This is a genomic window from Streptomyces sp. CGMCC 4.7035 (genome assembly GCF_031583065.1).
In the GTDB taxonomy this organism is placed as follows: Bacteria; Actinomycetota; Actinomycetes; order Streptomycetales; family Streptomycetaceae; genus Streptomyces; species Streptomyces yaanensis.
This window is the reverse complement of the sequence record NZ_CP134053.1, coordinates 232,052-257,979: the sequence shown is the minus strand read 5'-3', so window position 1 is coordinate 257,979 and position 25,928 is coordinate 232,052. Positions and strand designations below refer to the sequence as shown.

Genomic DNA, 25,928 nt, shown 5'->3' with positions numbered 1-25,928 from the left:
CGAGTCAGCTTAAGGGGGTCGCGCGCGGGTGGTCCCTCACAGGCGGCGCCAGGTCCACGTGGTCGTGGCCTCCAGCGGCTCGATGGGCGTGACCAGGCGCGGAAGGGTGTTCAGGCCGTCCGGCGGGCCGGTCTGCGGCTCCACGCACACCGCCTCCGGCTGCTCGTCGTACACCACCACCCACTCCTCCCGGCCGGCGACCTTCAGCTCCAGCAGCCCCGGCCAGGTGAGGGTGACGTCGACGCCGCCGGGCATGGCGAAGCAGTCGTCCCAGGGGCCGGGGCCGGGCTCGACGCGGTTCCCGGTGGGGAGGTGGTCGTCGCCGCGCTCCTCCTGCCAGGCCGGGCTGAAGTCGAGCCGTACGTCCTCGCCGTCGAGGTTCCGGTTGAACCAGGGGTGCCAGCCGATCTGGGCCGGGAACGAGGACTCGTACGTCTCCACGGACATGGTGAGCGTGAGGGAGTCCTCGGTGAGCGCGGCGACCTGGGTGACGCGGCCGGGGTAGGGCCAGGGGGCCACCAGGTCGTACGTGAGGACGGCCTCGGTCCCGTCGGCGCGGGCCACGCGCCAGGCGCCGTCCCGGACGGTGCCGTGGATGGCGTGCGGCGGGGAGTTGAGGGGCATCTGGTGGACCGTGCCGCCGTTGCGGAACTTTCCGTCCCGGATCCGACCGCACCAGGGGACCATCGGGAAGCACCCGAACCGCTCGCCCTGCCTCAGCAGCTCCCGGCCGCCGACGCGCAGACTCCTCACGCGCCCACCGTTGCCCGGCGCCAGCACGACCTCCGCGTCTCCCGCGGTCAACGTGATCTCGTCGTTACTCACGAGGCCGACCCTACTTGGCCGATCGAGGGGGCGTGCGACGGCGTCGGTGCGGTGCGGGTCAGCGCCGTCGGCGCAGCAGCCGGCCCGCCACGATCGCCGACGCCAGGAGCAGGGCCGCCGCCGGGGCCGCCCAGCGGAGGGTCGCGGTGGCCGCGATGGTCTCCGGGGCGGGGACGGGCGCATAGCGGCCGCGCGGGGGAGCGTGGTCGACCTCCTCGGCACTGCGGCCGATCATCGTGCGCCGGGCGTGCGCGGCTTCGACGGGCTGTTCTCCCTCGTCGTAACCGTCGGCCACGAGGTCGTCCTCGGCCTCGCCCTCGTCGGCGAAGGGGTCGAGGGACGACGGCGGGACCTCGGCGTCGAAGACCGAGGAGGCCGAAGACTCCACCGAGGCCTCGGAGGGTTCTTCCGGGGCTTCCGAGGACTCGGAGCGTTCTTCCGGCGCCTCGGGGGGTTCCTCCGAACCCTCGGGCGCCTCTTCCGCCGCCTGGGGGGATTCCTCCGAACCCTCGGGCGCCCCTTCCGCTGCCTCGGGGGCTGCTTCCGACGCCTCGCTCTCCCCCAACTGCTCCGCGAACCGCCCCAGCAGCCGTGCCCCGGCCGAGGCCACCGCGTCCCCGGGCAGTTCCGCGACCCGGCCGTCGCCCGTGGCCGTACCCGTGAACGCGACCGTCGTGCCGTCCTGGGCCGGCAGCAGGCGTACGGACAGGGACAGCTTCACCGTGCCGGTGCCGCGCGCCTCCGTCGCCTCGCCGTCCACCGCGTACGAGCCGTCGTCCCGGCCCGTGACCCGCAGGGTGCCGCGGTAGGTGATCGTGTGGCCGCCGATACGTACCTTGAGGCGGCCGGCGACGGGCTCCGTGCCCGCGTCCTGTTGGAGCCCGGGGACCGCGCGGGCCACCCGGGCGGGATCGGCCAGCGCGTCCCTGAGCCGCTCGGCGGGCACCGGAACGAACACCTCATGCTCCATGTCGTCCGAGCCTACCCAGCACGGCCCGGACCGCACCCCTGCATCACGGATTCGCCACCCTCGCACGAATGCACGACCTGGCATCACGGGTGCCCGACCCCGCATCACGGATACCCAACCCCCGCACCACCGAAGGCCCACCGCTGAACCGCGGCCAACTCAGTTCGCGTACCGCGGATGCACGAGCGTCGACGGTGGCAGGTCCGCCACCCGGGTGCGCGCCGCCGCGCGTGCGTCCGCCCGCAGGGAGGCCGGGGTCAGCGTGCGTGGGCGCGGCTCGCGCGGGTCCAGGGTCAGGACCGGGCGGTTTCGGGCGGCGAGGACGAAGCCCCAGTCGCGCGCGGCCCGGGACGCGCCCGCCGAGCGGTCGGGGCCCGCCGTGAGGCCGGCCGCGCGCCCGCCGACCCGGTACGGGACCGTGCGCAGGCCGGCCGCCCGTACCGTCGCCTCGACCGTCCAGAAGACACGCGGGCGGGAGGTCACCGGGCCCGCGTGCACCACCAGCCGGCCCTCGGCCGCGAGGACCCGGCGGGCCAGCCCGTAGAACTCCTGCGAGTACAGCTTCGTGCTCGCCGTGATGTCGGGGTCCGGGAGGTCCGCGATGACCACGTCGTACGTCCCCCGCGTGTGCCTGAGCCAGCAGAACGCGTCCGCCGTGTGCACACGGACGCGTGGGTCCGCGAAGGCGTGGCCGTTCAGCGCGGACAGGGACCGGTCCCGGCGGGCCAGCCGGACCACCGCCGGGTCCCGTTCGACCACGTCCACCCGCTCCACCCCCGCGTGCCACAGCACCTCGCGCGCCGCGAGGCCGTCGCCGCCGCCGAGGATGAGCACGCGCGCGTGCGGGCCGCCGCCCATCGCGGGATGCACGAGCGCCTCGTGATAGCGGTGCTCGTCGCGACCGCTCACCCGCAGCCGGCCGTCGAGGAAGAGGCCGAGCGGCCGTCCATGGGTGCCGCCGGTCAGCACGACCTCCTGGACGCCGGTCCGCAGCGCGACCCGTACCTGCCCGCCGTACACCGCCTGGCGTGCCGCCCGTTCGAAGTCGTGGACCAGGACGGCCGCCGTGGCGAGCACGCCCAGAACGACGAGGTTGGCGACCAGCAGCACCCGGCGTCCGCGCCGGCTCAGGTCCCGGCGGAACAGGCCGAGGACGAGGGCGCCGCCCGCGACCGCGTTGACCGCGCCGGTGAGCAGGGCGCCCGTCAGCTGGCCGAGCTGCGGCAGCAGGAGGAAGGGGAAGGCGAGACCTCCGACCAGCGCGCCCACGTAGTCCGCCGCGAACAGGTCCGCCACCGCGCCGCCCGCGTCCTGGCGGCGGATGCGCTGGATCAGCTCCATCAGCAGCGGGACCTCCGCGCCGATGAGCAGGCCGATCGCGAGCGAGAAGGCGACCAGCAGACAGCGCGGACCGCCCGACCAGACACCGCCCCAGGCCCCGGTCCAGGCGAAGACCGCGTACAGGGCCATCGCACTGCATCCGCCGACGAGCGCGAGCGCCGCCTCGACCGCGCCGAAGCCGGCCGCGGCGCGGCAGCGCAGCCGCTTGGCGGCGAGCGAGCCCACGCCCATCGCGAACACCATCACCGAGAGCACGACGGAGGCCTCGGTGACCGAATCGCCCATCAAGTACGAGGCGAGGGCGACGAGTTCGAGTTCGTACACGAGACCGCAGGCCGCACAGACGAACACGCCGACGAGGACGAGGAACCGCCCCGTGCCGGGACGTACGGGCAGCCGCGCCTGGCCCTGGCCGCCTTCGCCCCAGGAGGGTGGGGCGCCGGGTGGTGCGGGCGCGTGCGGTTCGATCACGTCGGAACGGTACGTCACGCCTCCGCTGGGCTTTGTCACCCACACGTGTGGAACTGCGGTGTGGTGCTGCGCCCGGAAATCATGGCGCCGCCCCGGGGTGCTGCCGCCCCCGGACCCCCGCTGATCGGCCCGAACGGCCTCGTCCTCACACACCGGACGGGCTGGTGGTGCCCGACCTGGGCCGAAAGGACGCGCCCGGGCCGCGTCCGCCGGGCGGACTCACCCGCTCCTCCGCCGCGTCACATCGTGCCGTCGGTTCCCTCACCCCCACCCGCGTCCGCGTCGCCACCAACTGGCCGTCCTGCGGATACGCGTGCCAGGTGCGCCAGTGGACCTGGCCCTCGTGGCGCTGGGCCAGCATCGCCGTGAACGCGTGCGGGCTGCCGGGGAAGACGCCGGCCAGACCGTGGGGATGGTCGGAGACCAGGGCCAGCAGCTCCTGGGCGCGGCCCGCGAAGGAACGAGGGGACAGGACCTCGACCCGGGCCGCGAACTCGTACTCCCAGTCGCCGACCCGCTTGGCGACCCCCAGCGGCAGTGGGGTGCTGGAGCCCGCGATACACGCCACCGTCTCCGAGCAGTTGCCCCGTTCCTCCTCCAGGAGCACCTGGTGGGAGGCGCCGAGGAGTCTCAACTGAAGTTGCGCGCCCGCGAGTTCGAGGTCGAGCGTGGCAAGCGCGGGCAGCGGCTCGCGGCCCAGGGTCCAGGCGAGGTCGGCCGCGCGCGTGTCGGTGTAGGAGGTGTTCAGGGTCGTGAGCATGGGTCGGCTCCGCTGGCACACAAAATAGGGAGGGGTTCCGGCGCGTCCCGGTCGGACACCAAGGGTTCGGCCGGCTCAGCCGGTCGGGCAGGACGTCCGCCTCGGCCCTGTGGGGAGGGACGCCTGCTGGACGGGTGTCCGCAGAGCGTCCGAGGGCTGCGTTGGTGAGTGAGAGGGAATCATGAACTGTGGCGCCGCCACAGCGTTTTTACCCAAGTTCGTAGGGTTTCCATCCCACCGAGGGCTCCACAGCTCAACTGTTCAACTACGGCGTACGCCAGGATCATGGATACGGGCGTCGTACGCCCCTCTGCGGCGAATCCACGGGCGCGAGTCCCACACATGGCGCAGACAACGTGCGCTCCCGCGCTCCCCCTGCCGAGTGACCGCCTGCAAGGTGCTGACGCGCGTGCCTGCGCGCGGCTGCCGCTGATGCCGAGTGCCCGCCGGAATATCTCCCGGCGGGCACTCGGCGCACCCCGGACGCGTGTTCCCCCGCGGAGCTCGGCTGCCCCGTGTCAGCTGCCTCCGCCGCATCCGCCCCCGCCGCACGACGACCCGCAGGACGAGTGGCCGCCGCAGGACGAGTGGCCTCCACCGCACGAGTGGTGGCCGCCCGAGTGGTGGCCGCCAGAGTGTCCGCCCGACGACGACCCGCTGTCGTCCCCGCCGACCCACCAGCTGCCGCCACCGGCCCACCAGCTGTCGCTGCCGCCCCCGCTGTCGCCGCTGCTCCTGCCGGCGCCCCGCGAGGTCCGCCGTGCCCTCGTCGTGCGGCCCCCCGACCGCAGCACCGCCTTCTTGGAGCGGCGCTCGGCTGTCGCGATGAGCACGACCAGGACGATGCAGACGATCGCCAGACTGATACCGAGGATCATGGCGCCGTCCCCCTTTCGATTCCCCCGAAGCGGCCCCCGTGGGCCTCTTTCCGTTCCTGTTTCCGGCCCTGCCGTGTGTGCGTGTCTTGCCGCGTTCTTGCCGTTCTTGCCGTGTCTTGCCGTCGCGCGTCGCGTTCTTGCCGTTCTTGCCGTTCCTTCGTGAACGGGGGATGCCCCGGCGTCTCACCTGTCAAAGCAGAGTTGAGGAAGTCCAGAGCTTGGGCGCAGGATGGCCGCCATGACCTCCAGTGCGCGCCCCCTGCTCAACCGTCGGCTCGCCGAGTTCGGGACGACGATCTTCGCCGAGATGTCGGCCCTCGCGGTGAGCACCGGGTCCATCAACCTCGGCCAGGGCTTCCCCGACACCGACGGCCCGGAGGAGGTCCGCGAGGCCGCCGTACGGGCGCTGCGCGACGGGCACGGCAACCAGTACCCGCCGGGTCCCGGCATCCCCGAGCTGCGCACCGCGGTCGCCGCGCACCAGCAGCGGCGCTACGGGCTCACATACGACCCGGACACGGAGGTGCTGGTCACCGCGGGCGCGACCGAGGCGATCGCCGCGACCCTGCTGGCCCTGCTGGAGCCCGGCGACGAGGTGATCGCCTTCGAGCCGTACTACGACTCGTACGCGGCCTGCATCGCGATGGCGGGCGGGAAGCGGGTTCCGGTCACCCTGCGTCCGTACGAGGGAAGTTTCCGGCTCGACCTCGACGAGCTGCGCGACGCCGTCACCGACCGCACCCGGCTGCTGCTGATCAACACCCCGCACAACCCGACCGGGACCGTGCTCACCCGTGAGGAGCTCGCCGCCATCGCCGATCTGGCCGTCGAGCGCGACCTGCTCGTCGTCACGGACGAGGTGTACGAGCACCTGGTGTTCGACGACGCGGAGCACCTGCCGCTGGCGGCCTTCCCCGGCATGCGCGAGCGGACGGTCACCATCGGCTCGGCCGGCAAGACGTTCTCCTTCACGGGGTGGAAGGTCGGCTGGGTGACGGCGGCGCCCAGGCTCGTCACGGCGGTGCGCTCGGCCAAGCAGTTCCTGACGTACGTGTCGTCCGGGCCGTTCCAGTACGCCGTCGCCGAGGCGCTCGCGCTTCCGGACACGTACTTCGAGGGGTTCCGCGCGGACATGCGGGCCAAGCGGGACCTGCTCGCGTCCGGGCTCACCGAGGCGGGTTTCGAGGTGTTCCGGCCCGCGGGCACGTACTTCATCACGACCGACATCCGCCCCCTCGGCGAGAGCGACGGCTTCGCCTTCTGCCGCGCCCTGCCGGAGCGCGCGGGCGTCGTCGCCATCCCGAACGCGGTCTTCTACGACCACCGCGAGGCCGGTGCCCCGTTCGTCCGCTTCGCCTTCTGCAAGCGCACGGAGGTCTTGGAGGAGGCGGCCCAGCGGCTCAAGGCGCTGGCGGGCTGACGCGGCTCAAGGCGCTGGCGGGCTGACGCGGCTCAAGGCGCTGGCGGGCTGACGCGGGTCGGCGCACCGCCGGCGACACCGCCCCGGCCCCTGCGCCGACGGCGCGCCTGGGCGTAGGAATTCACCGCCCGCACGGCCGCGCAAGGTTCGCAAATCGGTCATGTCCGACGCATGGTTCGGGTGTGACCCACGCCAGTACCGTCCCGGCCCCCGCCGTCGAGGGTCCGGGCGACCGCGACCGTGTCCGTCCGGCCGGGGACGGGCGGAGGCTGCCGACCACGGCCGTCGCCGCCCTCGGACTGTTCGTCGCCGCGCGGGTGTGCGGTGGTCTCGTGCTCGCCGCCGTGGCCCGGTCCTCGGGCCGGGACCCCGTGCTGCTGCTCGGGGGCTCCTGGGACTCGGCGTGGTACCTGGGGATCGCCGCGCACGGCTACGGGCGCACCCAGCACACCCCGGCCGGCATCCACAGCGACCTGGCGTTCTTCCCGCTGTACCCGGGGCTGATCCGCGTCCTCACCGAGTTCACCCCGCTGGGCGGCCTCGCGGCGGGCCTGCTGCTGTCGTGGACGGCCGCCGTGGTCGCCGCGTACGGGATCCGTCTGATCGGCGTCAGACTGCACGGCCGCGCCGTCGCCACGGTCCTCGTACTGCTCTGGGGTCTGCTCCCGCACTCCGTCGTGCTCTCGATGGCGTACACGGAACCCGTGCTGACCGCGTTCGCCGCCTGGTCGCTGTACGCGGCGCTCACCCGGCGCTGGGTGTGGGCGGGTGCGCTGGCGGCGCTCGCGGGGCTGTCCCGTCCCAACGGCATCGCGGTGGCCGCCGCGGTCCTCGCGGCGGCCGCGCACGAGGTGTGGCGGGTACGCGGCCGCGGAGTTTCCCACAGGCTGTGGACGGGCGCGGCGCTCGCACCGCTCGGCTGGGGCGGCTATGTGCTCTGGGTGGGCCGCCGCAGGGGCGATCCGCTCGGCGGCTACTTCACGGTGCAGCGGCTGTGGGGCTCACGCTTCGACTTCGGGCGGGGCTCGCTGCGCTTCGTCGACCACATGCTGCTGCACGGCACCCGGCTGCTCTTCCCGATGGCGCTGATGATCGTCCTGGTGAGCACGGTGCTCTTCGCGCTGCTCATCGTGGACCGCGCCCCGCTGCCGCTGGTCGTGTACAGCGGCGTCCTGTTGCTGGTCACGCTCGGCGGCTCCGGGTTCTTCGAGTCCAAACCGCGCTTCCTGCTGCCGGCGTTCCCGCTGCTGATCGTGGTGGCGCGGGCACTGGTGCGGACGGCGAGAGCCCGGCCCTGGCACGCCGCCGTGGTGGCGTGTGCCCTGGCCGGGCTCTCCTTGGTCTACGGGGCGTATCTGGTGGTGCTGGCCCGTTCGCCCCTCTAGCCGGGTCTACTCTCCGTCGTCCTCGGGCTGCTCCGCGTCGTCGACGTCCTCCGTGAGGCCGAGCTGCTCGACGAGCCACCGGTCGAACTCGATGGCGGCCCGCACCCAGCTGACGGTCGACGAGACGAAGTGCTCCAGGCTGACGCCCGTACCGATCAGCATCTGCGCCTCACCGATGAGGCGGACGGTGCCGTCGTCGTGCGTGTGGCTGTACACCTTGGGCCACAGGGTGCGCCGGTTCCAGTCGTCGATGGACTCCAGCAGCTGCGGCTTCTCGTCGATCTTGTGCGGCCGGTCGTAGAACGTCCGCACCGAGAAGACCTGCTGGTCTCCTTCGCCGCGGAACATGAAGTACGTACGGAACTGCTCCCACGGCGCGACGAGGTCTCCCTCTTCGTCCACGAGGTGCTTGAGCTCCATCTGGTCCAGGAGCTGCGTGACGAGGTCCTGATCCGGGACCACGGGGCCCGCCGGCCCTTGCGGCTGCGGCTCGGGCTGGCCCCCGAAGTTCGGAATCGAGGACGGGTCGATGCTCACCGTGTTTTTCCCTTCGTACGGATTCCGCCATCCTCCCTCATCCGGGGAGGGGGGGCGCAAGCCTCGCCGATCCTGTCAGCCGTGAGCTGACAGGATCCAGCCGCCCGTCGCCCGCTCCCCGGGTACCCGATCCGATGGTGCGATAAGGCACCCGCCAGGGCCTACAGCGTCTTGCCCGTCGCCGGCCCGACCAGCAGCCCGTCGCCGAAGGCGTCCACCCGGACCGTGTCGCCGTCCTTGACCTCCCCGGCCAGGATCTCCTTGGCGAGGCGGTCGCCGATGGTGGTCTGCACAAGGCGGCGCAGCGGGCGCGCGCCGTACGCCGGATCCATGCCCTCGTCCGCGAGCCAGGCCAGGGCCTCGGGCGTGATCTCCAGGGTGAGGCGCCGCTCGGCCAGGCGCTTGGCCAGCCGGTCGATCTGGAGCCTGGCGATCCGCTGGAGTTCGTCCTTGTCCAGCGCGGAGAAGACGACCAGGTCGTCGAGCCGGTTGAGGAACTCCGGCTTGAAGGACGTCCGTACGACCTCCAGCACCTGTTCCTTCTTCTCCTCGGCGCTCGTGACCGGGTCGACCAGGAACTGGCTGCCCAGGTTCGAGGTGAGGATCAGGATGGTGTTGCGGAAGTCGACCGTGCGTCCCTGGCCGTCCGTCAGGCGGCCGTCGTCCAGGACCTGGAGGAGGATGTCGAAGACCTCCGGGTGCGCCTTCTCCACCTCGTCGAGCAGGATGACGCTGTACGGGCGCCGTCGTACGGCCTCGGTGAGCTGGCCGCCCTCCTCGTAGCCGACGTATCCGGGCGGGGCGCCGACCAGGCGGGCGACGTTGTACTTCTCGCTGTACTCCGACATGTCGATGCGGACCATCGCCCGCTCGTCGTCGAAGAGGAAGTCGGCGAGCGCCTTGGCCAGCTCGGTCTTGCCGACACCGGTGGGGCCCAGGAAGAGGAAGGAACCCGTCGGACGGTCGGGGTCCGCGATGCCCGCGCGGCTGCGGCGTACGGCGTCCGAGACGGCGCGTACGGCCTCGGACTGCCCGATGAGCCGCTTGCCGATCTCGTCCTCCATGCGCAGCAGCTTCTGCGTCTCGCCCTCCAGGAGGCGTCCGGCGGGGATGCCGGTCCAGGAGGCGACGACATCGGCGATGTCGTCGGAGCCGACCTCGTCCTTGACCATCGTGCCCTTGGCGGCCTCCTCCTCGGCCTCCGAGGCGGCCTCCAGCTCCTTCTCCACGCCCGGGATCTCGCCGTACAGCAGCTTGGACGCGGCGTCGAAGTCGCCGTCGCGCTGGGCGCGCTCGGCCTGCCCGCGCAGATCGTCGAGCCTTTCCTTCAGCTCACCGACACGGTTGAGGGACTGCTTCTCCTTCTCCCAGCGGGCGGTGAGGCCGCGCAGCTCCTCCTCCTTGTCGGCGAGGTCGCGACGCAGCTTCTCCAGACGCTCGCGCGAGGCCGCGTCGGTCTCCTTGTCGAGCGCGAGCTCCTCCATCCGCAGCCGGTCCACGGCGCGCTGGAGCTCGTCGATCTCGACCGGGGAGGAGTCGATCTCCATGCGCAGCCGGGAGGCCGACTCGTCGACCAGGTCGATGGCCTTGTCGGGCAGGAAGCGTGAGGTGATGTACCGGTCGGAGAGGGTGGCCGCGGCGACCAGCGCGCTGTCCGCGATCTGCACCTTGTGGTGGGCCTCGTACCGGCCCTTGAGGCCGCGCAGGATGGCGATGGTGTCCTCGACGGTCGGCTCGGCGACCATCACCTGCTGGAAGCGCCGCTCCAGCGCCGGGTCCTTCTCGATCCGCTCGCGGTACTCGTCGAGGGTCGTCGCGCCGACCATGCGCAGCTCACCACGGGCCAGCATCGGCTTGAGCATGTTGCCCGCGTCCATGGCGGAGTCGCCGCCGGCACCCGCGCCCACGACGGTGTGCAGCTCGTCGATGAAGGTGATGATCTGGCCCTCGGAGTCCTTGATCTCCGCGAGCACGGTCTTGAGCCGCTCCTCGAACTCACCGCGGTACTTCGCGCCGGCGACCATGGCGCCCAGGTCGAGCGCGACCAGCCGCTTGTTCTTCAGGGACTCGGGAACGTCGCCCTTCACGATCCGCTGGGCGAGCCCCTCCACGACGGCGGTCTTGCCGACGCCGGGCTCACCGATGAGGACCGGGTTGTTCTTCGTGCGGCGGGACAGCACCTGGACGACGCGGCGGATCTCGTGGTCCCGGCCGATGACCGGGTCGAGCTTGCCGTCGCGCGCGGCGGCGGTGAAGTCGGTGCCGAACTTCTCGAGCGCCTTGTACTGGCCCTCCGGATCCGGGGTCGTCACCCGGCGTCCTCCCCTGCTCTTCTGAAACGCGTCCAGCAGCTTCTTGTCGTCCGCCCCCTGCCGCGAGAGTACGTCGCCCGCGGCGCCGCCCTTCGCGGCGATGCCGATGAGCAGGTGCTCCGTGGAGAGGTAGTCGTCGCCGAGGTCCTTCGCGCGCTTGGTCGCGTCGGCGATCACGGCGAGCAGCTCGCGGTTGGGCTGGGGCGGCGCGACGGTCGACCCGGTCACGCTGGGCAGACCGGCGAGCACGCGCTCGGCGCCGGACCGCACGGAGGCCTGGTCGGCGTCCACTGCGGCCAGGAGGTCGATGATGTTCTCGTTGTCCTGCCCCTCGAGCAGCGCGAGGAGCAGGTGGCCGGGGGTGAGGTCCGGGTGCCCCTCCGACACGGCCCGGTTGCTGGCCGCGTTGATCGCGTCCCGGCTCCTGTTGGTCAGCTCGGCGTCCACGTTCGCGTTCTCCTCCTTGCGTCGGCCGCGCTCAGCTCTCTGCTTCCAGTCTGACTACGGCAACGTACACAAAGTTGAGTCTATTCCACTCAAGGCGCCGGGCGGGAGGGTGAACGGCTAAGTTCCGGAACCATGGCCACGTACTCCGTAGACCCGGGCGCACCCGACGCCGCATACCTCACGTTCTGGCAGGAGCGGCACCTGTGCACGCTGACGACCCTCCGTCCGGACGGCAGCCCGCACGTCGTTCCCGTCGGAGTGACATACGACCCCGAGGCGCGGCTCGCTCGGGTGATCACCGACAAGGCGAGCGCGAAGGCGGGACATGTGGCGGCCGCCGGGCCGGACGGGGCGCCGGTCGCGGTCTGCCAGGTGGACGGGCGGCGGTGGGCGACGCTGGAGGGCCGCGCTTCCGTCTGCGCCGATCCGGAGCGGGTCGCGGAGGCGGTGCGGCGCTACGCCGAGCGCTACGGGCGGATGCCGAGGCCGAACCCGTCCCGCGTGGTGATCGAGATCGCCCTCACCCGGGCACTGGGGCGCGGCTGAGGCGGGAGGCCGAACGATCACCGGGGTGCGAAGGGCGCGGCTGAGGCGGGAGACCGAACGATCGCCAGGGATCGAAGGGCGCGGCTGAGGCCGACGGCCGAACGATCGCCGGGTTTCGGGGATACGACTGATTCCAGCCGTGCTCCGTTCCGGGCGATGTCCCGATATTTCCCGTAAAACTGCAGCGGCGTCACCGTGTTCAGGTCACGGTGACGCCGCTGCGGGGGGAAGCACCTGAGCGATCTGTTACGACGGGGGAATCGCGTCAGGCACTGCGGGGGGTGGCTGAGATGGTCCTCACTTCCGGACTGTCCGGTTCGGCCAGCCGGTGGTCGCGCTGGTCCAGGTTCACAAAGATCATTCCGTACCGTATGGCGCACCGCACGGGCTGCGGCGCCCCCCGAGGCCGCCGCAGAAGCCGGTACGCCCGCACGTCCTCGTCCTCGTCACGGGTGACCACGACGGGCTCCCCGAACACGGTCACCATCAACGAGTCGCCGCTGTGGGGGATGGCGGTGGCCAGGTCGATGAAGTGCCAGCCGGAGCGGTAGGCGGTGGCCATCTCGCGCCGGAACGAGCGGTCGTCGGGGGGAATCGTCATGCGTCCGCGTCCGTGGGAAGGCTGTTCCAGCCGCTGTCCGCCGGGGCAGCCACGCCCACGGAGTCCCAGCCGCTGTCCGCCGGGCCGGCCGCGTTCACGAAGTTCCAGCCGCTGTCCGCCTTGGTGGCCACGGCGTTCCAGCCGCTGTCCGACTGGACCACCGATCGGGTCTGCCCGGCGTCAAGAACCGAGCCGCTCTGGGCACCGAGAACCACGGCGGCGGAGAAGACGGCTGCAAGAACTGAACCAAGCAATCTCGGTCGCATAGTCGGCTTCGTCCTCACTTGATGGAATCCTCTCCCCCGCTGCACAAGACGATGGCTCATTCAGGCACGTCAATGCCACTGGGGCGATGCATCATGTTCCTGCACGTTCAGGACCCTGGGGGGTGGAGAAATGACCACATACAACTCAAAACCGACACATCCCCACGCTGTCACTGAGTTGTGCGACGACGGAGCACGGCTTTACGCCAACGCACTGCGCTCAGGACGGATCACGCGCTCCGAGGTGGAACCCGCTCCATGTCTGCTGGAGTTCGCGCTGCTGCACCCGGACCCGGACGACGCCAACTGGCTGCGCCCGGTTCCCCCGTCCGTCGCGCTCGCCCAGCGACTGCACCCGCTGGAGCGCGAGATTCAGGATCGCCGGCGCCAGACGATCGAACTGACGGAGTCCTTCGACCCGTTCATCACGATCAGCACGCAGAGCCCTCAGGCGAGCCTCCACTCGATCACCGTCCTGGAGGGCTTCGACCGGATCAACGGGGCACTCAACTCGGCCACCGCGGAGTGCCATACGGAGATGCTGACGGTGCAGCCGGGGGGCGGCCGTCCCGCCGACACCCTCATGGAGGCCCTGGAGCGCGACCGGCCGCTCGCCGACCGCGGGGTCAGCATCCGGACGCTGTACCAGCACACGGCCCGGCACAGCCAGAGCACCCTCGCGTACGTGGAGCGCATCTCCGACGGCAAGATCCAGGTCCGTACGCTCGAGGAACTGATAGAGCGGCTCATCATCTTCGACCGGACGGTGGCCTTCATCCCGGCCAGCGAGGACCGGCGCGTGGCCCTGGAGGTGCGCCACCCCGCGCTGGTGCGGTATCTCGCCATGGTCTTCGAGCAGTTGTGGCAGCGTGCGGTCCCGCTGACCGAGGAGGTGCCCAACGATGTCGACACCAACGGCATCACGGGGGTGCAGCGCTCCATCGCCAAGCTGCTCATAGAGGGCCACGTCGACGAGGCGATCGCCCGCCGCCTCGGCATGAACGTACGCACGTGCCGCGCCCACATAGCGAAGATCGCGGCGGCCCTGGGCAGCGGCAGCCGGGCCCAGTTGGGCTACCTCATAGCGCAGTCGGGAATCCTGGAGCAAGGCAACTGAACCGTCGCCGTCGACCGGCCCCGGCGCCGGCGCCCGCCCACCCCGGGTGAACGTCTCATAGGCCGGTCGGGGATTCCGGAGCGCCCGGAGCCGTGACCGGGAGCAGTTCGGACGAGCGCAGGGGGCCGTCCAGGCCCGCCTGGGCGATACGGACGCCCAACTGCGTACGGCTGGCCGCGCCCAGGGTCTCCGAGAGCCGGGCGATGTGCGCCCGGCAGGTGCGGACGCTGATGCCCAGGCGTTCGGCGACCACCGCGTCCTGGTGGCCCTCCGCGAGCAGCGCCGCGATCGAGCGTTCCCGGTGGGTGATGCCGTCGATGCCCGTCTCCGGGAGCGGCGAGGTCAGCGGGATCGCCAGGCGCCACAGGCGATCGAAGACGGTGACCAGGTACTCGATCAGGGCCGGATGGCGCAGTTCCAGCGCGATCGTGCGATCCGTGTTCGCCGGGATGAAGGCGACGGTGCGGTCGAAGAGGATCAGGCGCTCGGGCACCTCGTCGAGGGTGCGCGCCTGAGCCGCGTCGCCCATCAGCTCCATGTAGGTGTACAGGCCCTGGCCGTGCCGGGCGACATGCGTGTACAGGTCGCGCATGCGTACGCCCCGGCGGCGCATCTCCAGCGCCCGGGGCAGGCCCTCGGCGAGTTCGTCCTCGCGACGGATGCCGCCCGGCTGCACCGTCAGCACCTCGGTCGTGCACCGCTCCGTCGCCTCGTCCATCGCCGCGCGGATCCGCGTGAGCCCGTCCAGGACACGAATCGCCACGCCCTCCGCGGGCCCCTGCTCACGACCGCCGAGCCCGGCGTACCACTCGACCGCGGCCACCGCCGCCCCGACCCGCGCCTGGCTCGCACTGACCTCCTCGTGCACACCGCGCAGCAGCCGGGTCATGACCTCCTGCGGTGCGGTCGGCACCAGCCAGTCCATGTCGTCGGGGTCCGGGTGCAGCAGCGCCAGCTCCAGCAGGCAAGGCACCGGCCCGGCATCGGCACGGGGCACCCGGCCGCGGCGCACGGCCCGGGAGTACACGCGGTTCCCGGCCTCGCAGAGCCGGTCAGCGCCGTGCGGATGCGTGTCCGTCCCGTGCCCGGCCATCTTCCACCCCTGGCTGCAACTCCCGGCTCCAGTGCGCTGCGCGACGCAGCCCACCGGCGACGTACGCCACGTGCCCGGACACGCCGTCCGTGTCGCCCCGCACGCCTTCGCAGCGCAACTATGCGCGGAGCCGCCCGCCTCCGCAACACGGCTCAGCCGCCCTCACGCCCGGAAATGCCCGTGAACGACCAGGATTCTCCCCACCTCCGCTTCTCCCGCCGCACCAAGCTGACGGGAGCTCACGCGCACCGCGTCGGGCGACCGGCGACCGCGTGCCCTGCCGAGGAGCAGCCCTGGCCGCCGGACCCGGTGCCGAGGAGCCCGGACGCCCTGGAGCGGGACCTCAGTGGGCCCCGGGGTCACCCGCCGGGCTCCCGCGGTCCGTACGGCCGCGCTCAGCTCGTCGGTGTACCCCTCAAAGGCGTTACTTCAGACCCTTCGCCGAGCAGTCCGCCTTGTACTTGTCGGTGCAGATCTCCTTGACGGTGTAGATGCCGTCCTGGATCACCGTGTCCTTGATGTTGTCCTTCGTGAGCGCGACCACCGGCACCAGCATCGACGGGATGTCCTTCTGCGTCGGGCTGTCGACCTTGTCACGGGTCAGCGCGTCGAACTCGATCGAGCGGCCCTGGACCTTGGCCACCGCCATCTCGGCGGCGTTGTTCGCCTCCTGCGGGTACGGCTTGTACACGCTCATGTACTGCTCGCCCGCGAGGATCCGCTGTACCGCCGCCAGCTCCGCGTCCTGTCCGGTCACCGGCGGGACCTTGCTGACGCCCGCCTCCTTCAGCGCGTCGATGATGGTTTCGGCCATGCTGTCGTTCGCCGAGTAGACCCCGGCGATGTTGCTCAGGCCGATGGCCCGGATCGCCGCCGCGGTGTTCTGCTTGGCGATCTCCGGCGACCAGTCCTTGACGTCGTACGACTTGACGATGTTCACCTTGCCCTGGAGCTCGCTGAGCGCGCCCTCCTTGAACTGCGCCGCGTTCGGGTCGCTGGGCGAGCCGTTCATCATGAGGATCTTGCTGCTCGCGGCATTGTCGCCGAATGCCTCGACGAGGGCGCGACCCTGCACCTGGCCGACCAGTTCGTTGTCGAAGGAGATGTACGCGTCGATCGGGCCCTGTGCGAGCCGGTCGTAGGCGATGACCGGGATGCCCGCGTCCTTGGCCTTCTGCACGGCCGGCGCGATGGCCTTGGCGTCCACCGCGTCCACGATCACCACGTCCACCTTGTCGGCGATCATCTGTTCGAACTGCTCGGTCTGCTTGGACGCCTTCGCCTCGGCGTTGGCGTAGACGACCTTGCCCTCGTTGTTGGTGAGGGCGCGCACCTGGTCCCTGATGATGGGGTAGTCGAACTTCTCGTAGCGGGCGATGTCCTTCTGGGGCATCAGCACGCCCACCGTGATGTCGTTGCCCTTCTTCGGGGCCGCGGAGCTGCTGCTCCCACTTCCGCCGATGACGCCGCACGCGGCGAGGGAGAAGGCCGACACGGAGGCGGCCAGGGCTATGGCAGTACGACGCACGGTGGTCCTACGGTTAGTACGGGCGTTCACATCAGGTGCCTTCCGGGCGGGGAGCAGCATTGCGACCCAGGTGGCTGAAAGCCAACGCGGCGACGGCATGCAGCGTCAAGTTGTACCGGTTAACGAGATGACAACAGCATCCCTGTGGAAGTCCAGTGAAAACCAAGAGGGTGTCATGCGGTGGCCGTTTCCAAACCTTCGCGCGATGAAGATTTTGCCTGCCGATTGAATGGATCCGGTGACCGACGGGCCCTCAACTCGCAGACACGCACCGGTACTCGGTCGAGCACGCCGAGCGTTTCGGGGGTCGCGATGCGCACGCCCGTACAACCCACAGCGGTTCCCGTAAGTCGTGATCTTCGGCGCCCACGGCTGTCGTGGAGCGATCCAGACGAGGGAAGAGCATGACAACGGTCACACCCGTCCGTCGGCACCACTTCGGACCCACGCTCGCGGCGACCCTGGCGGTCACCACCGCCGGCACCCTGCTCGCCGCCGCGCCCGCCGCCGAGGCGGCGGTGAGCTGCGCATCGCCCGTCCATAAGCGGCAGTTCTTCGCGAACACCACATTCTCGGGCACACCGAAAAAGACGGACTGTGACTCGAAGATTGCCGAGAACTGGGGCACGGGCGCCCCCGCTTCGGGCCTGCCGTCGAACAACTTCGGCGTCCGCTGGAGCGTGACGCGGGACTTCGGCTCCGGCGGCCCCTTCGCGTTCTCGGCCGCGGCCCAGGACGGCATCCGCGTCTACCTCGACGGCACCCGCAAGGTGGACCTCTGGAAGAACGTGTCGTCGACGGTGAAGAAGACCGTCAACGTCACCATCCCGTCCGGCAAGCACACCCTGCGCATCGACTACGTCAACTGGACCGGCACGGCGAACGTCGCCTTCGGCTACGCGCCCCGCACCTCCGCCACCGTCGACAAGGTCAAGCCGCTTGCCCCGACGGGCATCTCCGTCGCGTACGACAAGACCACCGGCAAGGCCAAGCTCACCTGGTCGAAGAACAAGGAGATGGACCTCGCGGGGTACCGCGTCTATCGCCGTCTCCAGAGCACCGACGCCTGGAAGAGGCTGACCACTACGACAGCGGCCTCGTACACCGACACGCCGCCCGCGACCGGAGACACGTACCACTACGAGGTCCGGGCCCACGACAAGGCCGGCAACGAATCGATCGGCAGCACCGATCGTTCGGTCACGACGGCCGACAGGACGCCGCCACCGGTTCCCTCCGGAGTCACGGCGACCGACGGCCAGGCCGGCGTCACGGTGACCTGGAACGCGGTCCCCGGAGCTGCGGAGTATCTCGTCCACCGGCGGCGGGATGACGACGGTGGCGACAACCCCGTCGTCCAGGTCGCCAGGGTGACGACCACCTTCTGGCTGGACACGGCGGTCGAGGAGCGCCGTGCCTACACCTACTGGGTCACCGCCGTCGACTCCGTCGGCAACAAGTCCGCGAAGTCGGCGTACGACCGGATCGAGCGGGGCGACTACGCGCCCTCCGCGCCCACCGGCCTGACGGCCACGGCAGCTGCCGGCAGCGGCATCACACTGACGTGGAAGGCGCCCACCACGCCCGTCGCACGGGATCTCGGGCACTTCCGGATCTACCGGAACGGCCGGTTCATCGACGAGGTCCGCGCCACGCAGACGTCCTACAGCGACACCGGCGTCCGGCAGAGCACCTCGTACACGTACACGGTGACCGCCGTGGACACCCAGGCCCAGGAGTCCGTTGCATCGGCACCGGTCACTTGCACCGCGCCGGGCACCGGGCTCGCTCCCGGAGCCGTCACCGGGCTGCGCGGCGCCATGAACGGCACGGACATCGAACTGGCGTGGGACCGCAACCCCGAGGAGGACGTCGACCATTACGACGTCTACCGGGGCGAACTCGTTGACGGCGACTGGCGGTACGGCCGCTGGGGTCAGGTGTGGCAGACCTATGAGGACGAGCCGAGGCTGTTCTTCGCCGACGAGATCGACTCGCCGCAGGGCGCGACGGTCCGCTGGGCCGTGGTAGCCGTGGACACGTACGGCAACTCCCGTTTCACCAGCGGCGAGGACTACTCGTACGTCACCGTCACCGAGCCGGAGAGCGCCGAATGAACCCCTACCGGTGCACGACCGCATACGGCTCCGCGGCCGGCCTGGTCTCCCGGTAATCTCGCGATTCCGCCATGTCGTCTCTTCGACGGCGCCTACGGCAGCGCCGGACTGAGGCTCCGCTCGCGGCCCCGGTTCAGCCCCGCTTCGGCCCCGTGATCCCCTCGCCGATCACGAATCCCTTGGCGGGCCCTTCGGGGATGGTGACGTCGGTGCCGTAGGGAACGCGGTGGATGTCCTCCCAGTCGGCCTTGTCGGGGCGAGGGCCGGTGAAGAGGGTGACGGCGCCCTGGCCGTCGTAGTCGTCGATGATGACGTACACGGGGATGCCTGCGCGGGCGTACTCGCGGCGCTTGCGGACGCGGTCACGGTCCTGGTTGCGCTTGCCGGGAGACACGTCCTCGACGACCATCTCGACCGCGGAAGCCTTGATGCCGAGGCCGTCCTCCGCCTCGGTCAACTCCTCGTCCCGAGGAGCTACGAGCCCGTCCGGAATCCACGCCCTGCGTGCGTGGATCACGTTCGTGTCGTTCCAGGCACCGTGCTCGCTCCCGTGCAGAAAGATCGCCAGGGCGTCCCGCAGGCGATTGACGACCTGCGCATGCGAAAAGCGTCCGGTGGGCGACACCTCGATGGCTCCCTCAATGATCTCAGCGCGGTAGCCCTCGGGGAGTTCCATGGCCTTCCATGCCTGCCACACGACCTCGTCCAGCTCGCGGCCGTTCTCGGCCGCGGACGCGGACTCGGTCCTGGTCTCAGGCATGATTGTTTCGGGCCTCTCGTGCGCAAGAGCGGTCATGGGGGGCGTCACCTCCTCAAGTGTGGGCCGGGCGTGCTTGGGGCACAAGCAACGCCATCACGGTACGTACGGCGATAGGGCTGACCAGGGGAGATACCCCCAGTTCACCCGTTCGAGCGAGCGCGGAACGATCTACCGCTCCCGCCCAGCTCGGACCACACTCCCTTCGCGTACCGCCCCGCTCGATGAAGGACTCGCTGGCTCTCATCCAGCACGTGCTCTACACCCTCTGAGGAGGTACAGATGCCCGAACTGCACTGGCAGAAGTCGTCGTACAGCGGCGGCCCCGAGGGCAACTGCCTCTACACGGCCACCGCCCCCGACGGAACGATCCGCCTCCGCGAGAGCGACACCCCGGACGTCATCCTGACCACCGCCCCCGAATGCCTCGCCGCTCTCCTGCGGCATGTCAAGGGCGCCTGACGATCCGCCACACGTCACCGGCGGACCCGTACAACCCATGGGCCGCTCCACGAGTCATGATCGTCGCCAGCCTTTCCCCGGCCAACGACAATCACGACCGAGGATCCATGAACCCAGCCAGACGCACGACCGCCGCGGCCGCAACCGCCGTCGTGCTCGCCACCGCCGGCGGTCTCCTCACCGCGACCACCGCCCCGGCTTCCGCCGCCACAACGTGCACCTCGCCCGTCTTCAAGCGGCAGTTCTTCGCGAACACCACCTTCGCTGGTACGCCAAAGAAGACCGACTGCGACTCGGCCATCGGCGAGAACTGGGGTACGGGCGCCCCCGCTTCGGGCCTGCCGACGAACAACTTCGGCGTCCGCTGGACCGTCACGCGTGACTTCGGCTCCGGCGGTCCCTTCTCCTTCGCCGCCGCGGCGCAGGACGGCGTCCGTGTGTACCTGGACGGCGTCCGCAAGGTGGACCTGTGGAAGAACGTCTCCACCACGGTGACGAAGACCGTCAACGTCACCATCCCCTCCGGCAAGCACACGCTGCGCGTGGACTACGTCAACTGGACGGGCTCGGCCAACGTCAAGTTCGCCTATCTGCCCAGGACTTCTGCGACCGTCGACAAGGTCAAGCCGCTCACCCCGACCGGGACCTCGGTGTCGTACGACACGGCGACGGGCAAGGCCAAGCTCGTCTGGGCGCGGAACAAGGAGATGGACCTCGCGGGCTACCGGGTCTACCGGCGCCCGAAGGGCAGCGCCGACTGGACCAGGCTGACGACCACCACCGCCACGTCGTACACGGACACGACCCTGCCGGTGACCGGCGCGGCGTATTACTACGAGATCCGTGCCTACGACAAGGCGGGCAACGAGTCGACGGGCACCGCCGACCAGGCGGTCACCACCGTCGACCGCACCGCGCCGACCGTGCCGACCGGACTGAGCACCAGCTCCGAACCGGAGGGTCTGCGGGTCGGGTGGAGCGCGGTCGAGGGAGCGGTGTCGTACCGGGTGTACCGGGCGGCCACTGCGGACGGGACCTACACCGGCGTCGGCACTACCGCCCAGGTCTCGTACGTGGACGCCTCGGCCGCCGAGGACACCACCTACTACTACCGGGTGACCGCTCTCGACGCCGCGGGCAACGAGTCCGCGCGGTCCGTCGCCGTCAGCGGGAAGCGCCGGGACCTCACGCCGCCGTCCGCCGTCACCGGGGTGACCGTCACCCCGACCGAGTACGGCTTCGAGGTGCGCTGGGACGCCAACCCGACCGCCGACCTGGCGAGCTACGTGGTCCGAAGGGGTGAGCTGTGGGGGGACGAGGAGCAGCAGGTGTGCTCCCTCTCCCCGGGCTATTACGTGTCGGCCGACACCACCTCGTACGCGTACACCGTCGTCCCGGACGGCGAGGAGTCCTGCTTCATCGTCGACGCCATCGACGACGCCGGGAACTCTTCCTTCAAATGGACCGGCGAGGCCCAGATCGTGACCGCGACCGAGCTCGACATGACACCGAGCGTGGCGACGCCGGAAGGCTCGCCGCTGACGCTCGACGCGACCGGCGCGGAGGGCGACGAGGGCAACCGGCTGAGCTGGAGCGGGCTGGGCGTGGACGCCCCGGAGGCCGCGCGCGGTTACCGCGTCTACCGCTGGAACCCGGCCACCAGCACGTACGAGAAGATCGCCGACCTCGGTGCCAGTGCCTTGGAGTACTTCGACACCGCCGCCCGGCGCGGCACCACCTCCTACTACTGGGTGACCGCCGTGGCCGCCGACGGCACCGAGTCCCTGCCCGCCGGTGATGCGGCGGTCAGCGCGCCGACCGGCTGATCCGAACAGCGCGAAGGGGCCGGGAGGTCAACCACCTCCCGGCCCCTTTCACGTACGTGGGCGTCAGTCCGAGGACTGCTGCCGCTTCGGCCGCCACACCACCAGCGCGCTCGTCTGCTGGACCTCCTGGTACGGCACCAGATCGCGACGGTACGACGCGTGCACCGCGGCCTCGCGCTGCCGCATCGCCGCCGCCGCGCCTTCCAGGGCGTCCTGGAGTTCGGCGACCCGGGACTGCAGCGCCACGACCTGGTTCTCCAGTTCGATGATGCGCTTGATGCCGGCCAGGTTGATGCCCTCGTCCTGCGACAACTGCTGCACCTGGCGGAGCAGTTCGATGTCGCGGGCCGAGTAGCGCCGGCCCCGGCCCGCGGTGCGGTCCGGGGACACCAGCCCCAGACGGTCGTACTGGCGCAGCGTCTGCGGGTGCAGACCGGAGAGCTGGGCCGCCACCGAGATGACGTAGACCGGGGTCTCCTCGGTCAGTTCGTACGGGTTGCGTCGACGGCCGTCCATCTCCTCATGCTCCCTTCGCCGCCTGGAACAGCTCCGCCCGCGGGTCCTCGTCCGCGGTGGCCTCGCGATACGTCTCCAGCGCGTCACGAGCCTTCCCCGACAGGTCCTTGGGGACACTCACCTCCACGGTGACCAGCAGGTCGCCGCGGGTGCCGTCCTTGCGGACCGCGCCCTTGCCACGGGCGCGCATCGTGCGTCCGTTGGGCGTGCCCGGGGGCAGCTTCAGCGTCACCGGGGGACCGCCGAGGGTGGGCACCCGGATGTCGGCGCCGAGCGCCGCCTCAGCGAACGTCACCGGCACGGTCACCGTCAGGTTGTCGCCCTTGCGGCCGAACACGGGGTGCTGGTCCACGTGCACGACGACGTACAGGTCGCCGGCCGGGCCGCCCCGTTCGCCGGGACCGCCCTTGCCGCGCAGCCGGATGCGCTGCCCGTTCGTGACGCCCGCGGGGATGCGGACCTGCATCGTCCGGGACGACTTCGCCCGGCCGCTGCCCTTGCACTCCAGGCAGGGGTCCTCGGCGATCAGTCCGCGGCCCTTGCAGTCCGGGCACGGGTCGGTAAGTGAGAAGCCGCCGCCCGAGCCGCGCGCCACCTGGCCGGTGCCGACGCAGGTCGGGCACACACGCGGCGTGCCGTTCTTGTCGCCGGTGCCCGAGCAGGCCTTGCACGGCGCCTGCGAGGACATGCGCAGCGGCACGGTCGCGCCGTCCACCGCCTCCATGAAGCTCAGCGTGACCTCGGACTCGATGTCCTGGCCCCGCCGCGGCTGCGTACGCGTGCCAGCGCCGCCGCCGCCGCGGTTGAACAGGCCCCCGAAGACGTCACCGAGACCGCCGCCGAACCCGCCTCCGGCGCCGCCGCCCTGGCCGCCGAAGAGGTCGCCCAGGTCGAAGTTGAACGAGCCGCCCGCCCCGGGGCCGGGACGGAAGCCGCCGTTGCCGAAGAGGGCGCGCGCCTCGTCGTACTCCTTGCGCTTCTTGGGGTCGCCGAGGACGTCGTTCGCCTCGGAGATCTCCTTGAAACGTTCCTCCGCCTTGGCGTTGCCCTTGTTGGCGTCCGGGTGGAACTCGCGGGCGAGCTTCCGGTACGCCTTCTTGATCTCGGCCTCGGTGGCGTCCTTGGGGACGCCGAGAACCTTGTAGTAGTCCTTCTCGATGAAGTCCTTGGTGCTCATCCCCGACGTCCCTCCTTCCCTACGCCTCGTTGGTGTACGTCAGCCCTCGTCCGGGCCACCGCTCTCCTTGTCGTCGCCCGCCTCGGCCTCGTCGGCCTTGACCGTCTGCGCCCCCGGCTGGGGCTCGGCGACGGCCACCCGTGCGGGGCGGATGGTGCGCTCGCCGAAGCGATACCCGGGCTGCAGAATCGCCACGCACGTCGTCTCGGTGACGTCCGGCGCGTACGAGTGCATCAGGGCCTCGTGGATCGTCGGGTCGAAGGGCTCGCCCTCCTTGCCGAACTGCTGCAGACCCATCTTCGCCGCGACGGTCTCCAGCGACTCCGCGACGGACTTGAACCCGCCGACGAGTTCGCCGTGGTCCCGTGCGCGGCCGATGTCGTCGAGCACGGGCAGGAGCTCGGTCAGGAGGTTCGCGATGGCGATCTCCTTGACCGTGATCCGGTCGCGCTCGACGCGGCGACGGTAGTTCTGGTACTCGGCCTGGAGGCGCTGGAGGTCCACCGTCCGCTCGTTGAGCGCCGTGCGCACCTGGTCCAGCTGTGCCACCAGACCGGCGGTCTGTGCACTTGCGTCCCCCGCCGGGGCCGCCGCCTCCTCCGAAGAGGGGGAGGCGGCCTGCGGCTCGGCGTCATCAGGGGTGGCGCCGGAGGGGACGTCGGGCTTCTCCTCGAAGCCCGGGGTCTCCTCCGTCACGCGGCACCGTCCTTCCGCTCATCGTCGACGATCTCGGCGTCCACGACGTCGTCGTCGGCCTTGGCCTGGCCGGCACCGGCGTCACCGGCACCGCCCGCGGCCTGCGCGGCCTGCGCGTCGGCGTACATGGCCTGGCCGAGCTTCTGCGAGACGGCCGCGACCTTCTCCGTGGCGGTACGGATCTCGGCCGTGTCCTCGCCCTTGAGCTTCTCCTTCAGCTCGGCGACGGCGGCCTCGACCTCGGTCTTGATCTCGCCGGGGACCTTGTCCTCGTTGTCCTTGAGGAACTTCTCCGTCTGGTAGACGAGCTGCTCGCCCTGGTTGCGGGTCTCGGCGGCCTCGCGGCGGCGGTGGTCCTCCTCCGCGTACTGCTCGGCCTCCTGGCGCATGCGGTCGACCTCGTCCTTCGGCAGCGAGGAGCCGCCGGTGACGGTCATCTTCTGCTCCTTGCCGGTGCCGAGGTCCTTCGCCGTGACGTGCATGATGCCGTTGGCGTCGATGTCGAAGGAGACCTCGATCTGCGGGACGCCACGCGGCGCCGGCGGCAGACCGGTCAGCTCGAACATGCCGAGCTTCTTGTTGTACGCCGCGATCTCGCGCTCGCCCTGGTAGACCTGGATCTGCACCGACGGCTGGTTGTCCTCGGCCGTGGTGAAGATCTCGGACCGCTTGGTCGGGATCGTGGTGTTGCGCTCGATCAGCTTGGTCATGATGCCGCCCTTGGTCTCGATACCGAGGGACAGCGGGGTCACGTCGAGGAGCAGGACGTCCTTGACCTCACCCTTGAGGACACCGGCCTGGAGCGAGGCGCCGATGGCGACGACCTCGTCCGGGTTCACGCCCTTGTTGGCCTCCTTGCCACCGGTCAGCTCCTTGACGAGCTCGGCGACGGCGGGCATACGGGTGGAGCCACCGACGAGGACGACGTGGTCGATCTCGCTGAGCTGGATGCCGGCGTCCTTGATGACGTTGTGGAACGGCGTCTTGCAGCGCTCCAGCAGGTCGATCGTCAGCTGCTGGAACTGAGCCCGGGTGAGCTTCTCGTCCAGGTGCAGCGGGCCCTCGGCGGAGGCGGTGATGTAAGGCAGGTTGATCGAGGTCTCGGTGGAGGAGGACAGCTCGATCTTGGCCTTCTCGGCGGCCTCACGGAGGCGCTGGAGGGCCATCTTGTCCTTGGACAGGTCCACGCCGTGGCCGGACTGGAACTGCTTGACCAGGTAGTCGACGACGCGCTGGTCCCAGTCGTCACCACCGAGGTGGTTGTCACCGTTGGTGGCCTTCACCTCGACGACACCGTCGCCGATCTCGAGCAGCGAGACGTCGAACGTACCGCCACCGAGGTCGAAGACCAGGATGATCTGCTCGTCCTTGTCGAGGCCGTACGCCAGCGCGGCCGCGGTGGGCTCGTTGACGATACGAAGGACGTTCAGACCGGCGATCTCACCGGCCTCCTTCGTCGCCTGCCGCTCGGAGTCGTTGAAGTACGCCGGGACGGTGATGACCGCGTCGGTCACCTTCTCGCCCAGGTAGGCCTCGGCGTCGCGCTTCAGCTTCTGCAGGATGAACGCGCTCATCTGCTGCGGGTTGAACTGCTTCCCGTCGAGCTCGATCTTCCAGTCGGTGCCCATGTGACGCTTCACGGAACGGATGGTCCGGTCCACGTTGGTGACCGCCTGGCGCTTGGCGACCTCGCCGACCAGCACCTCGCCGTTCTTGGCGAAGGCGACGACGGACGGCGTGGTCCTGGCACCCTCGGCGTTGGTGATGACGGTGGGCTCGCCGCCCTCCAGAACGCTGACGACGGAGTTAGTCGTGCCCAGGTCGATGCCGACCGCACGTGCCATTGTGATTCCTCCAGCTGACTTGAGTGGAACAGGCTC

The 25,928-nt window shown here is 70.5% G+C and carries 23 protein-coding genes; 7 read left to right on the top strand and 16 right to left on the bottom strand.

Translation table 11 applies throughout. The features are described 5' to 3' along the window. Positions 1 to 36: 36 nt before the first annotated feature. The 5 genes from Q2K21_RS01095 to Q2K21_RS01075 all read right to left on the bottom strand — a co-directional run bounded on the left by Q2K21_RS01095 (position 37) and on the right by Q2K21_RS01075 (position 5,245). The gene (locus Q2K21_RS01095) at positions 37 to 825 is read right to left on the bottom strand and encodes an aldose epimerase family protein (RefSeq protein ID WP_310763158.1); all 789 of its coding nucleotides are present in this window, start codon (positions 823 to 825) and stop codon (positions 37 to 39) included. A 58-nt stretch (positions 826 to 883) separates the two neighbouring features. Then, on the bottom strand, positions 884 to 1,795 hold the full coding sequence (locus Q2K21_RS01090) for an SRPBCC family protein (protein WP_310763157.1): 912 nt from the start codon (positions 1,793 to 1,795) through the stop codon (positions 884 to 886). A 159-nt stretch (positions 1,796 to 1,954) separates the two neighbouring features. After that, a complete protein-coding gene (locus tag Q2K21_RS01085) occupies positions 1,955 to 3,607 on the bottom strand; it encodes a polyamine aminopropyltransferase (protein ID WP_310763156.1) in 1,653 nt (550 codons plus the stop codon). A gap of 145 nt (positions 3,608 to 3,752) precedes the next feature. Further along, a complete protein-coding gene (locus tag Q2K21_RS01080; RefSeq protein WP_310763155.1) occupies positions 3,753 to 4,367 on the bottom strand; it encodes a DUF2617 family protein in 615 nt (204 codons plus the stop codon). Between the two features lie 518 nt (positions 4,368 to 4,885). Further along, positions 4,886 to 5,245, bottom strand: a complete 360-nt coding sequence (locus tag Q2K21_RS01075; RefSeq protein ID WP_310763154.1) for a hypothetical protein — start codon at positions 5,243 to 5,245, stop codon at positions 4,886 to 4,888. Between the two features lie 229 nt (positions 5,246 to 5,474). Between Q2K21_RS01075 and Q2K21_RS01070 the strand changes: the two genes are divergently transcribed. Both Q2K21_RS01070 and Q2K21_RS01065 read left to right on the top strand, forming a co-directional pair. Then, positions 5,475 to 6,665 carry a pyridoxal phosphate-dependent aminotransferase gene (locus tag Q2K21_RS01070; protein WP_310763153.1) on the top strand — a complete coding sequence of 397 codons (1,191 nt, stop codon included), beginning with the start codon at positions 5,475 to 5,477 and terminating at the stop codon, positions 6,663 to 6,665. 182 nt (positions 6,666 to 6,847) lie between these two features. Next, the gene (locus tag Q2K21_RS01065) at positions 6,848 to 8,050 is read left to right on the top strand and encodes a mannosyltransferase family protein (RefSeq protein WP_310763151.1); all 1,203 of its coding nucleotides are present in this window, start codon (positions 6,848 to 6,850) and stop codon (positions 8,048 to 8,050) included. Positions 8,051 to 8,056: 6 nt separating this feature from the next. On the opposite strand, the gene Q2K21_RS01060 is transcribed toward Q2K21_RS01065, so the two are convergent. Next, positions 8,057 to 8,587 carry a YbjN domain-containing protein gene (locus tag Q2K21_RS01060; protein ID WP_310763150.1) on the bottom strand — a complete coding sequence of 177 codons (531 nt, stop codon included), beginning with the start codon at positions 8,585 to 8,587 and terminating at the stop codon, positions 8,057 to 8,059. 161 nt (positions 8,588 to 8,748) lie between these two features. Continuing rightward, complete coding sequence (gene clpB, locus Q2K21_RS01055; RefSeq protein WP_310763149.1) at positions 8,749 to 11,346, bottom strand: ATP-dependent chaperone ClpB; 2,598 nt, start codon at positions 11,344 to 11,346, stop codon at positions 8,749 to 8,751. 132 nt (positions 11,347 to 11,478) lie between these two features. Between clpB and Q2K21_RS01050 the strand changes: the two genes are divergently transcribed. Further along, the gene (locus tag Q2K21_RS01050; RefSeq protein ID WP_310763148.1) at positions 11,479 to 11,892 is read left to right on the top strand and encodes a pyridoxamine 5'-phosphate oxidase family protein; all 414 of its coding nucleotides are present in this window, start codon (positions 11,479 to 11,481) and stop codon (positions 11,890 to 11,892) included. Positions 11,893 to 12,157: 265 nt separating this feature from the next. Here Q2K21_RS01050 and Q2K21_RS01045 read toward each other — a convergent pair whose 3' ends face one another. Beyond that, positions 12,158 to 12,493 (bottom strand): hypothetical protein, encoded by a 336-nt coding sequence (locus Q2K21_RS01045; RefSeq protein WP_310763147.1) that lies wholly within the window; start codon positions 12,491 to 12,493, stop codon positions 12,158 to 12,160. Next, positions 12,490 to 12,708 (bottom strand): hypothetical protein, encoded by a 219-nt coding sequence (locus Q2K21_RS01040; RefSeq protein WP_310763146.1) that lies wholly within the window; start codon positions 12,706 to 12,708, stop codon positions 12,490 to 12,492. Before Q2K21_RS01040 ends, Q2K21_RS01045 begins: the two co-directional genes overlap by 4 nt. Before the next feature lie 181 nt (positions 12,709 to 12,889). Here Q2K21_RS01040 and Q2K21_RS01035 point away from each other — a divergent pair, with 181 nt between their 5' ends. Beyond that, on the top strand, positions 12,890 to 13,876 hold the full coding sequence (locus tag Q2K21_RS01035; RefSeq protein WP_310763145.1) for a helix-turn-helix transcriptional regulator: 987 nt from the start codon (positions 12,890 to 12,892) through the stop codon (positions 13,874 to 13,876). A 55-nt stretch (positions 13,877 to 13,931) separates the two neighbouring features. On the opposite strand, the gene Q2K21_RS01030 is transcribed toward Q2K21_RS01035, so the two are convergent. After that, positions 13,932 to 14,969, bottom strand: a complete 1,038-nt coding sequence (locus Q2K21_RS01030; protein WP_310763144.1) for a helix-turn-helix transcriptional regulator — start codon at positions 14,967 to 14,969, stop codon at positions 13,932 to 13,934. 424 nt (positions 14,970 to 15,393) lie between these two features. Further along, the gene (locus Q2K21_RS01025) at positions 15,394 to 16,557 is read right to left on the bottom strand and encodes a sugar ABC transporter substrate-binding protein (protein WP_386275934.1); all 1,164 of its coding nucleotides are present in this window, start codon (positions 16,555 to 16,557) and stop codon (positions 15,394 to 15,396) included. Positions 16,558 to 16,901: 344 nt separating this feature from the next. Here Q2K21_RS01025 and Q2K21_RS01020 point away from each other — a divergent pair, with 344 nt between their 5' ends. Beyond that, positions 16,902 to 18,614 carry a fibronectin type III domain-containing protein gene (locus tag Q2K21_RS01020; RefSeq protein WP_310763142.1) on the top strand — a complete coding sequence of 571 codons (1,713 nt, stop codon included), beginning with the start codon at positions 16,902 to 16,904 and terminating at the stop codon, positions 18,612 to 18,614. A 133-nt stretch (positions 18,615 to 18,747) separates the two neighbouring features. On the opposite strand, the gene Q2K21_RS01015 is transcribed toward Q2K21_RS01020, so the two are convergent. After that, positions 18,748 to 19,374 (bottom strand): Uma2 family endonuclease, encoded by a 627-nt coding sequence (locus tag Q2K21_RS01015; RefSeq protein WP_310763141.1) that lies wholly within the window; start codon positions 19,372 to 19,374, stop codon positions 18,748 to 18,750. A 279-nt stretch (positions 19,375 to 19,653) separates the two neighbouring features. Between Q2K21_RS01015 and Q2K21_RS01010 the strand changes: the two genes are divergently transcribed. After that, positions 19,654 to 19,833: a DUF397 domain-containing protein gene (locus Q2K21_RS01010; RefSeq protein ID WP_310763140.1), complete on the top strand. Its 180-nt coding sequence runs from the start codon at positions 19,654 to 19,656 to the stop codon at positions 19,831 to 19,833. 107 nt (positions 19,834 to 19,940) lie between these two features. Continuing rightward, positions 19,941 to 21,659: a PA14 domain-containing protein gene (locus Q2K21_RS01005; protein WP_310763139.1), complete on the top strand. Its 1,719-nt coding sequence runs from the start codon at positions 19,941 to 19,943 to the stop codon at positions 21,657 to 21,659. Positions 21,660 to 21,722: 63 nt separating this feature from the next. On the opposite strand, the gene Q2K21_RS01000 is transcribed toward Q2K21_RS01005, so the two are convergent. From Q2K21_RS01000 to dnaK, 4 genes are read right to left on the bottom strand one after another with little or no spacing between them, the layout of a single operon-like run. Continuing rightward, positions 21,723 to 22,175, bottom strand: a complete 453-nt coding sequence (locus Q2K21_RS01000; RefSeq protein WP_310763138.1) for a heat shock protein transcriptional repressor HspR — start codon at positions 22,173 to 22,175, stop codon at positions 21,723 to 21,725. A 4-nt stretch (positions 22,176 to 22,179) separates the two neighbouring features. Beyond that, complete coding sequence (dnaJ, locus tag Q2K21_RS00995; protein ID WP_310763137.1) at positions 22,180 to 23,352, bottom strand: molecular chaperone DnaJ; 1,173 nt, start codon at positions 23,350 to 23,352, stop codon at positions 22,180 to 22,182. 39 nt (positions 23,353 to 23,391) lie between these two features. Then, entirely contained in the window at positions 23,392 to 24,048 is a 657-nt protein-coding gene (grpE, locus tag Q2K21_RS00990) for a nucleotide exchange factor GrpE (RefSeq protein ID WP_310763136.1), read from the bottom strand. Beyond that, the gene (gene dnaK, locus Q2K21_RS00985; protein WP_310763135.1) at positions 24,045 to 25,892 is read right to left on the bottom strand and encodes a molecular chaperone DnaK; all 1,848 of its coding nucleotides are present in this window, start codon (positions 25,890 to 25,892) and stop codon (positions 24,045 to 24,047) included. The genes grpE and dnaK overlap by 4 nt, the downstream gene beginning before the upstream one ends. Positions 25,893 to 25,928: the final 36 nt, after the last annotated feature.

Excerpts from the sequence above, each read along its gene's own strand:
- Q2K21_RS01080 (WP_310763155.1), bottom strand. The coding sequence starts at position 4,367 with ATGCTCACGACCCTGAACACCTCCTACACCGACACGCGCGCGGCCGAC.
- Q2K21_RS01050 (WP_310763148.1), top strand. The coding sequence starts at position 11,479 with ATGGCCACGTACTCCGTAGACCCGGGCGCACCCGACGCCGCATACCTC.
- Q2K21_RS01070 (WP_310763153.1), top strand. The coding sequence starts at position 5,475 with ATGGCCGCCATGACCTCCAGTGCGCGCCCCCTGCTCAACCGTCGGCTC.
- Q2K21_RS01010 (WP_310763140.1), top strand. The coding sequence starts at position 19,654 with ATGCCCGAACTGCACTGGCAGAAGTCGTCGTACAGCGGCGGCCCCGAG.
- Q2K21_RS01090 (WP_310763157.1), bottom strand. The coding sequence starts at position 1,795 with ATGGAGCATGAGGTGTTCGTTCCGGTGCCCGCCGAGCGGCTCAGGGAC.
- dnaJ (WP_310763137.1), bottom strand. The coding sequence starts at position 23,352 with ATGAGCACCAAGGACTTCATCGAGAAGGACTACTACAAGGTTCTCGGC.
- Q2K21_RS01015 (WP_310763141.1), bottom strand. The coding sequence starts at position 19,374 with ATGCCTGAGACCAGGACCGAGTCCGCGTCCGCGGCCGAGAACGGCCGC.
- Q2K21_RS01000 (WP_310763138.1), bottom strand. The coding sequence starts at position 22,175 with ATGGACGGCCGTCGACGCAACCCGTACGAACTGACCGAGGAGACCCCG.
- Q2K21_RS01045 (WP_310763147.1), bottom strand. The coding sequence starts at position 12,493 with ATGACGATTCCCCCCGACGACCGCTCGTTCCGGCGCGAGATGGCCACC.
- dnaK (WP_310763135.1), bottom strand. The coding sequence starts at position 25,892 with ATGGCACGTGCGGTCGGCATCGACCTGGGCACGACTAACTCCGTCGTC.
- Q2K21_RS01075 (WP_310763154.1), bottom strand. The coding sequence starts at position 5,245 with ATGATCCTCGGTATCAGTCTGGCGATCGTCTGCATCGTCCTGGTCGTG.
- Q2K21_RS01020 (WP_310763142.1), top strand. The coding sequence starts at position 16,902 with ATGACAACGGTCACACCCGTCCGTCGGCACCACTTCGGACCCACGCTC.
- Q2K21_RS01035 (WP_310763145.1), top strand. The coding sequence starts at position 12,890 with ATGACCACATACAACTCAAAACCGACACATCCCCACGCTGTCACTGAG.
- Q2K21_RS01025 (WP_386275934.1), bottom strand. The coding sequence starts at position 16,557 with ATGCTGCTCCCCGCCCGGAAGGCACCTGATGTGAACGCCCGTACTAAC.
- Q2K21_RS01005 (WP_310763139.1), top strand. The coding sequence starts at position 19,941 with ATGAACCCAGCCAGACGCACGACCGCCGCGGCCGCAACCGCCGTCGTG.
- Q2K21_RS01030 (WP_310763144.1), bottom strand. The coding sequence starts at position 14,969 with ATGGCCGGGCACGGGACGGACACGCATCCGCACGGCGCTGACCGGCTC.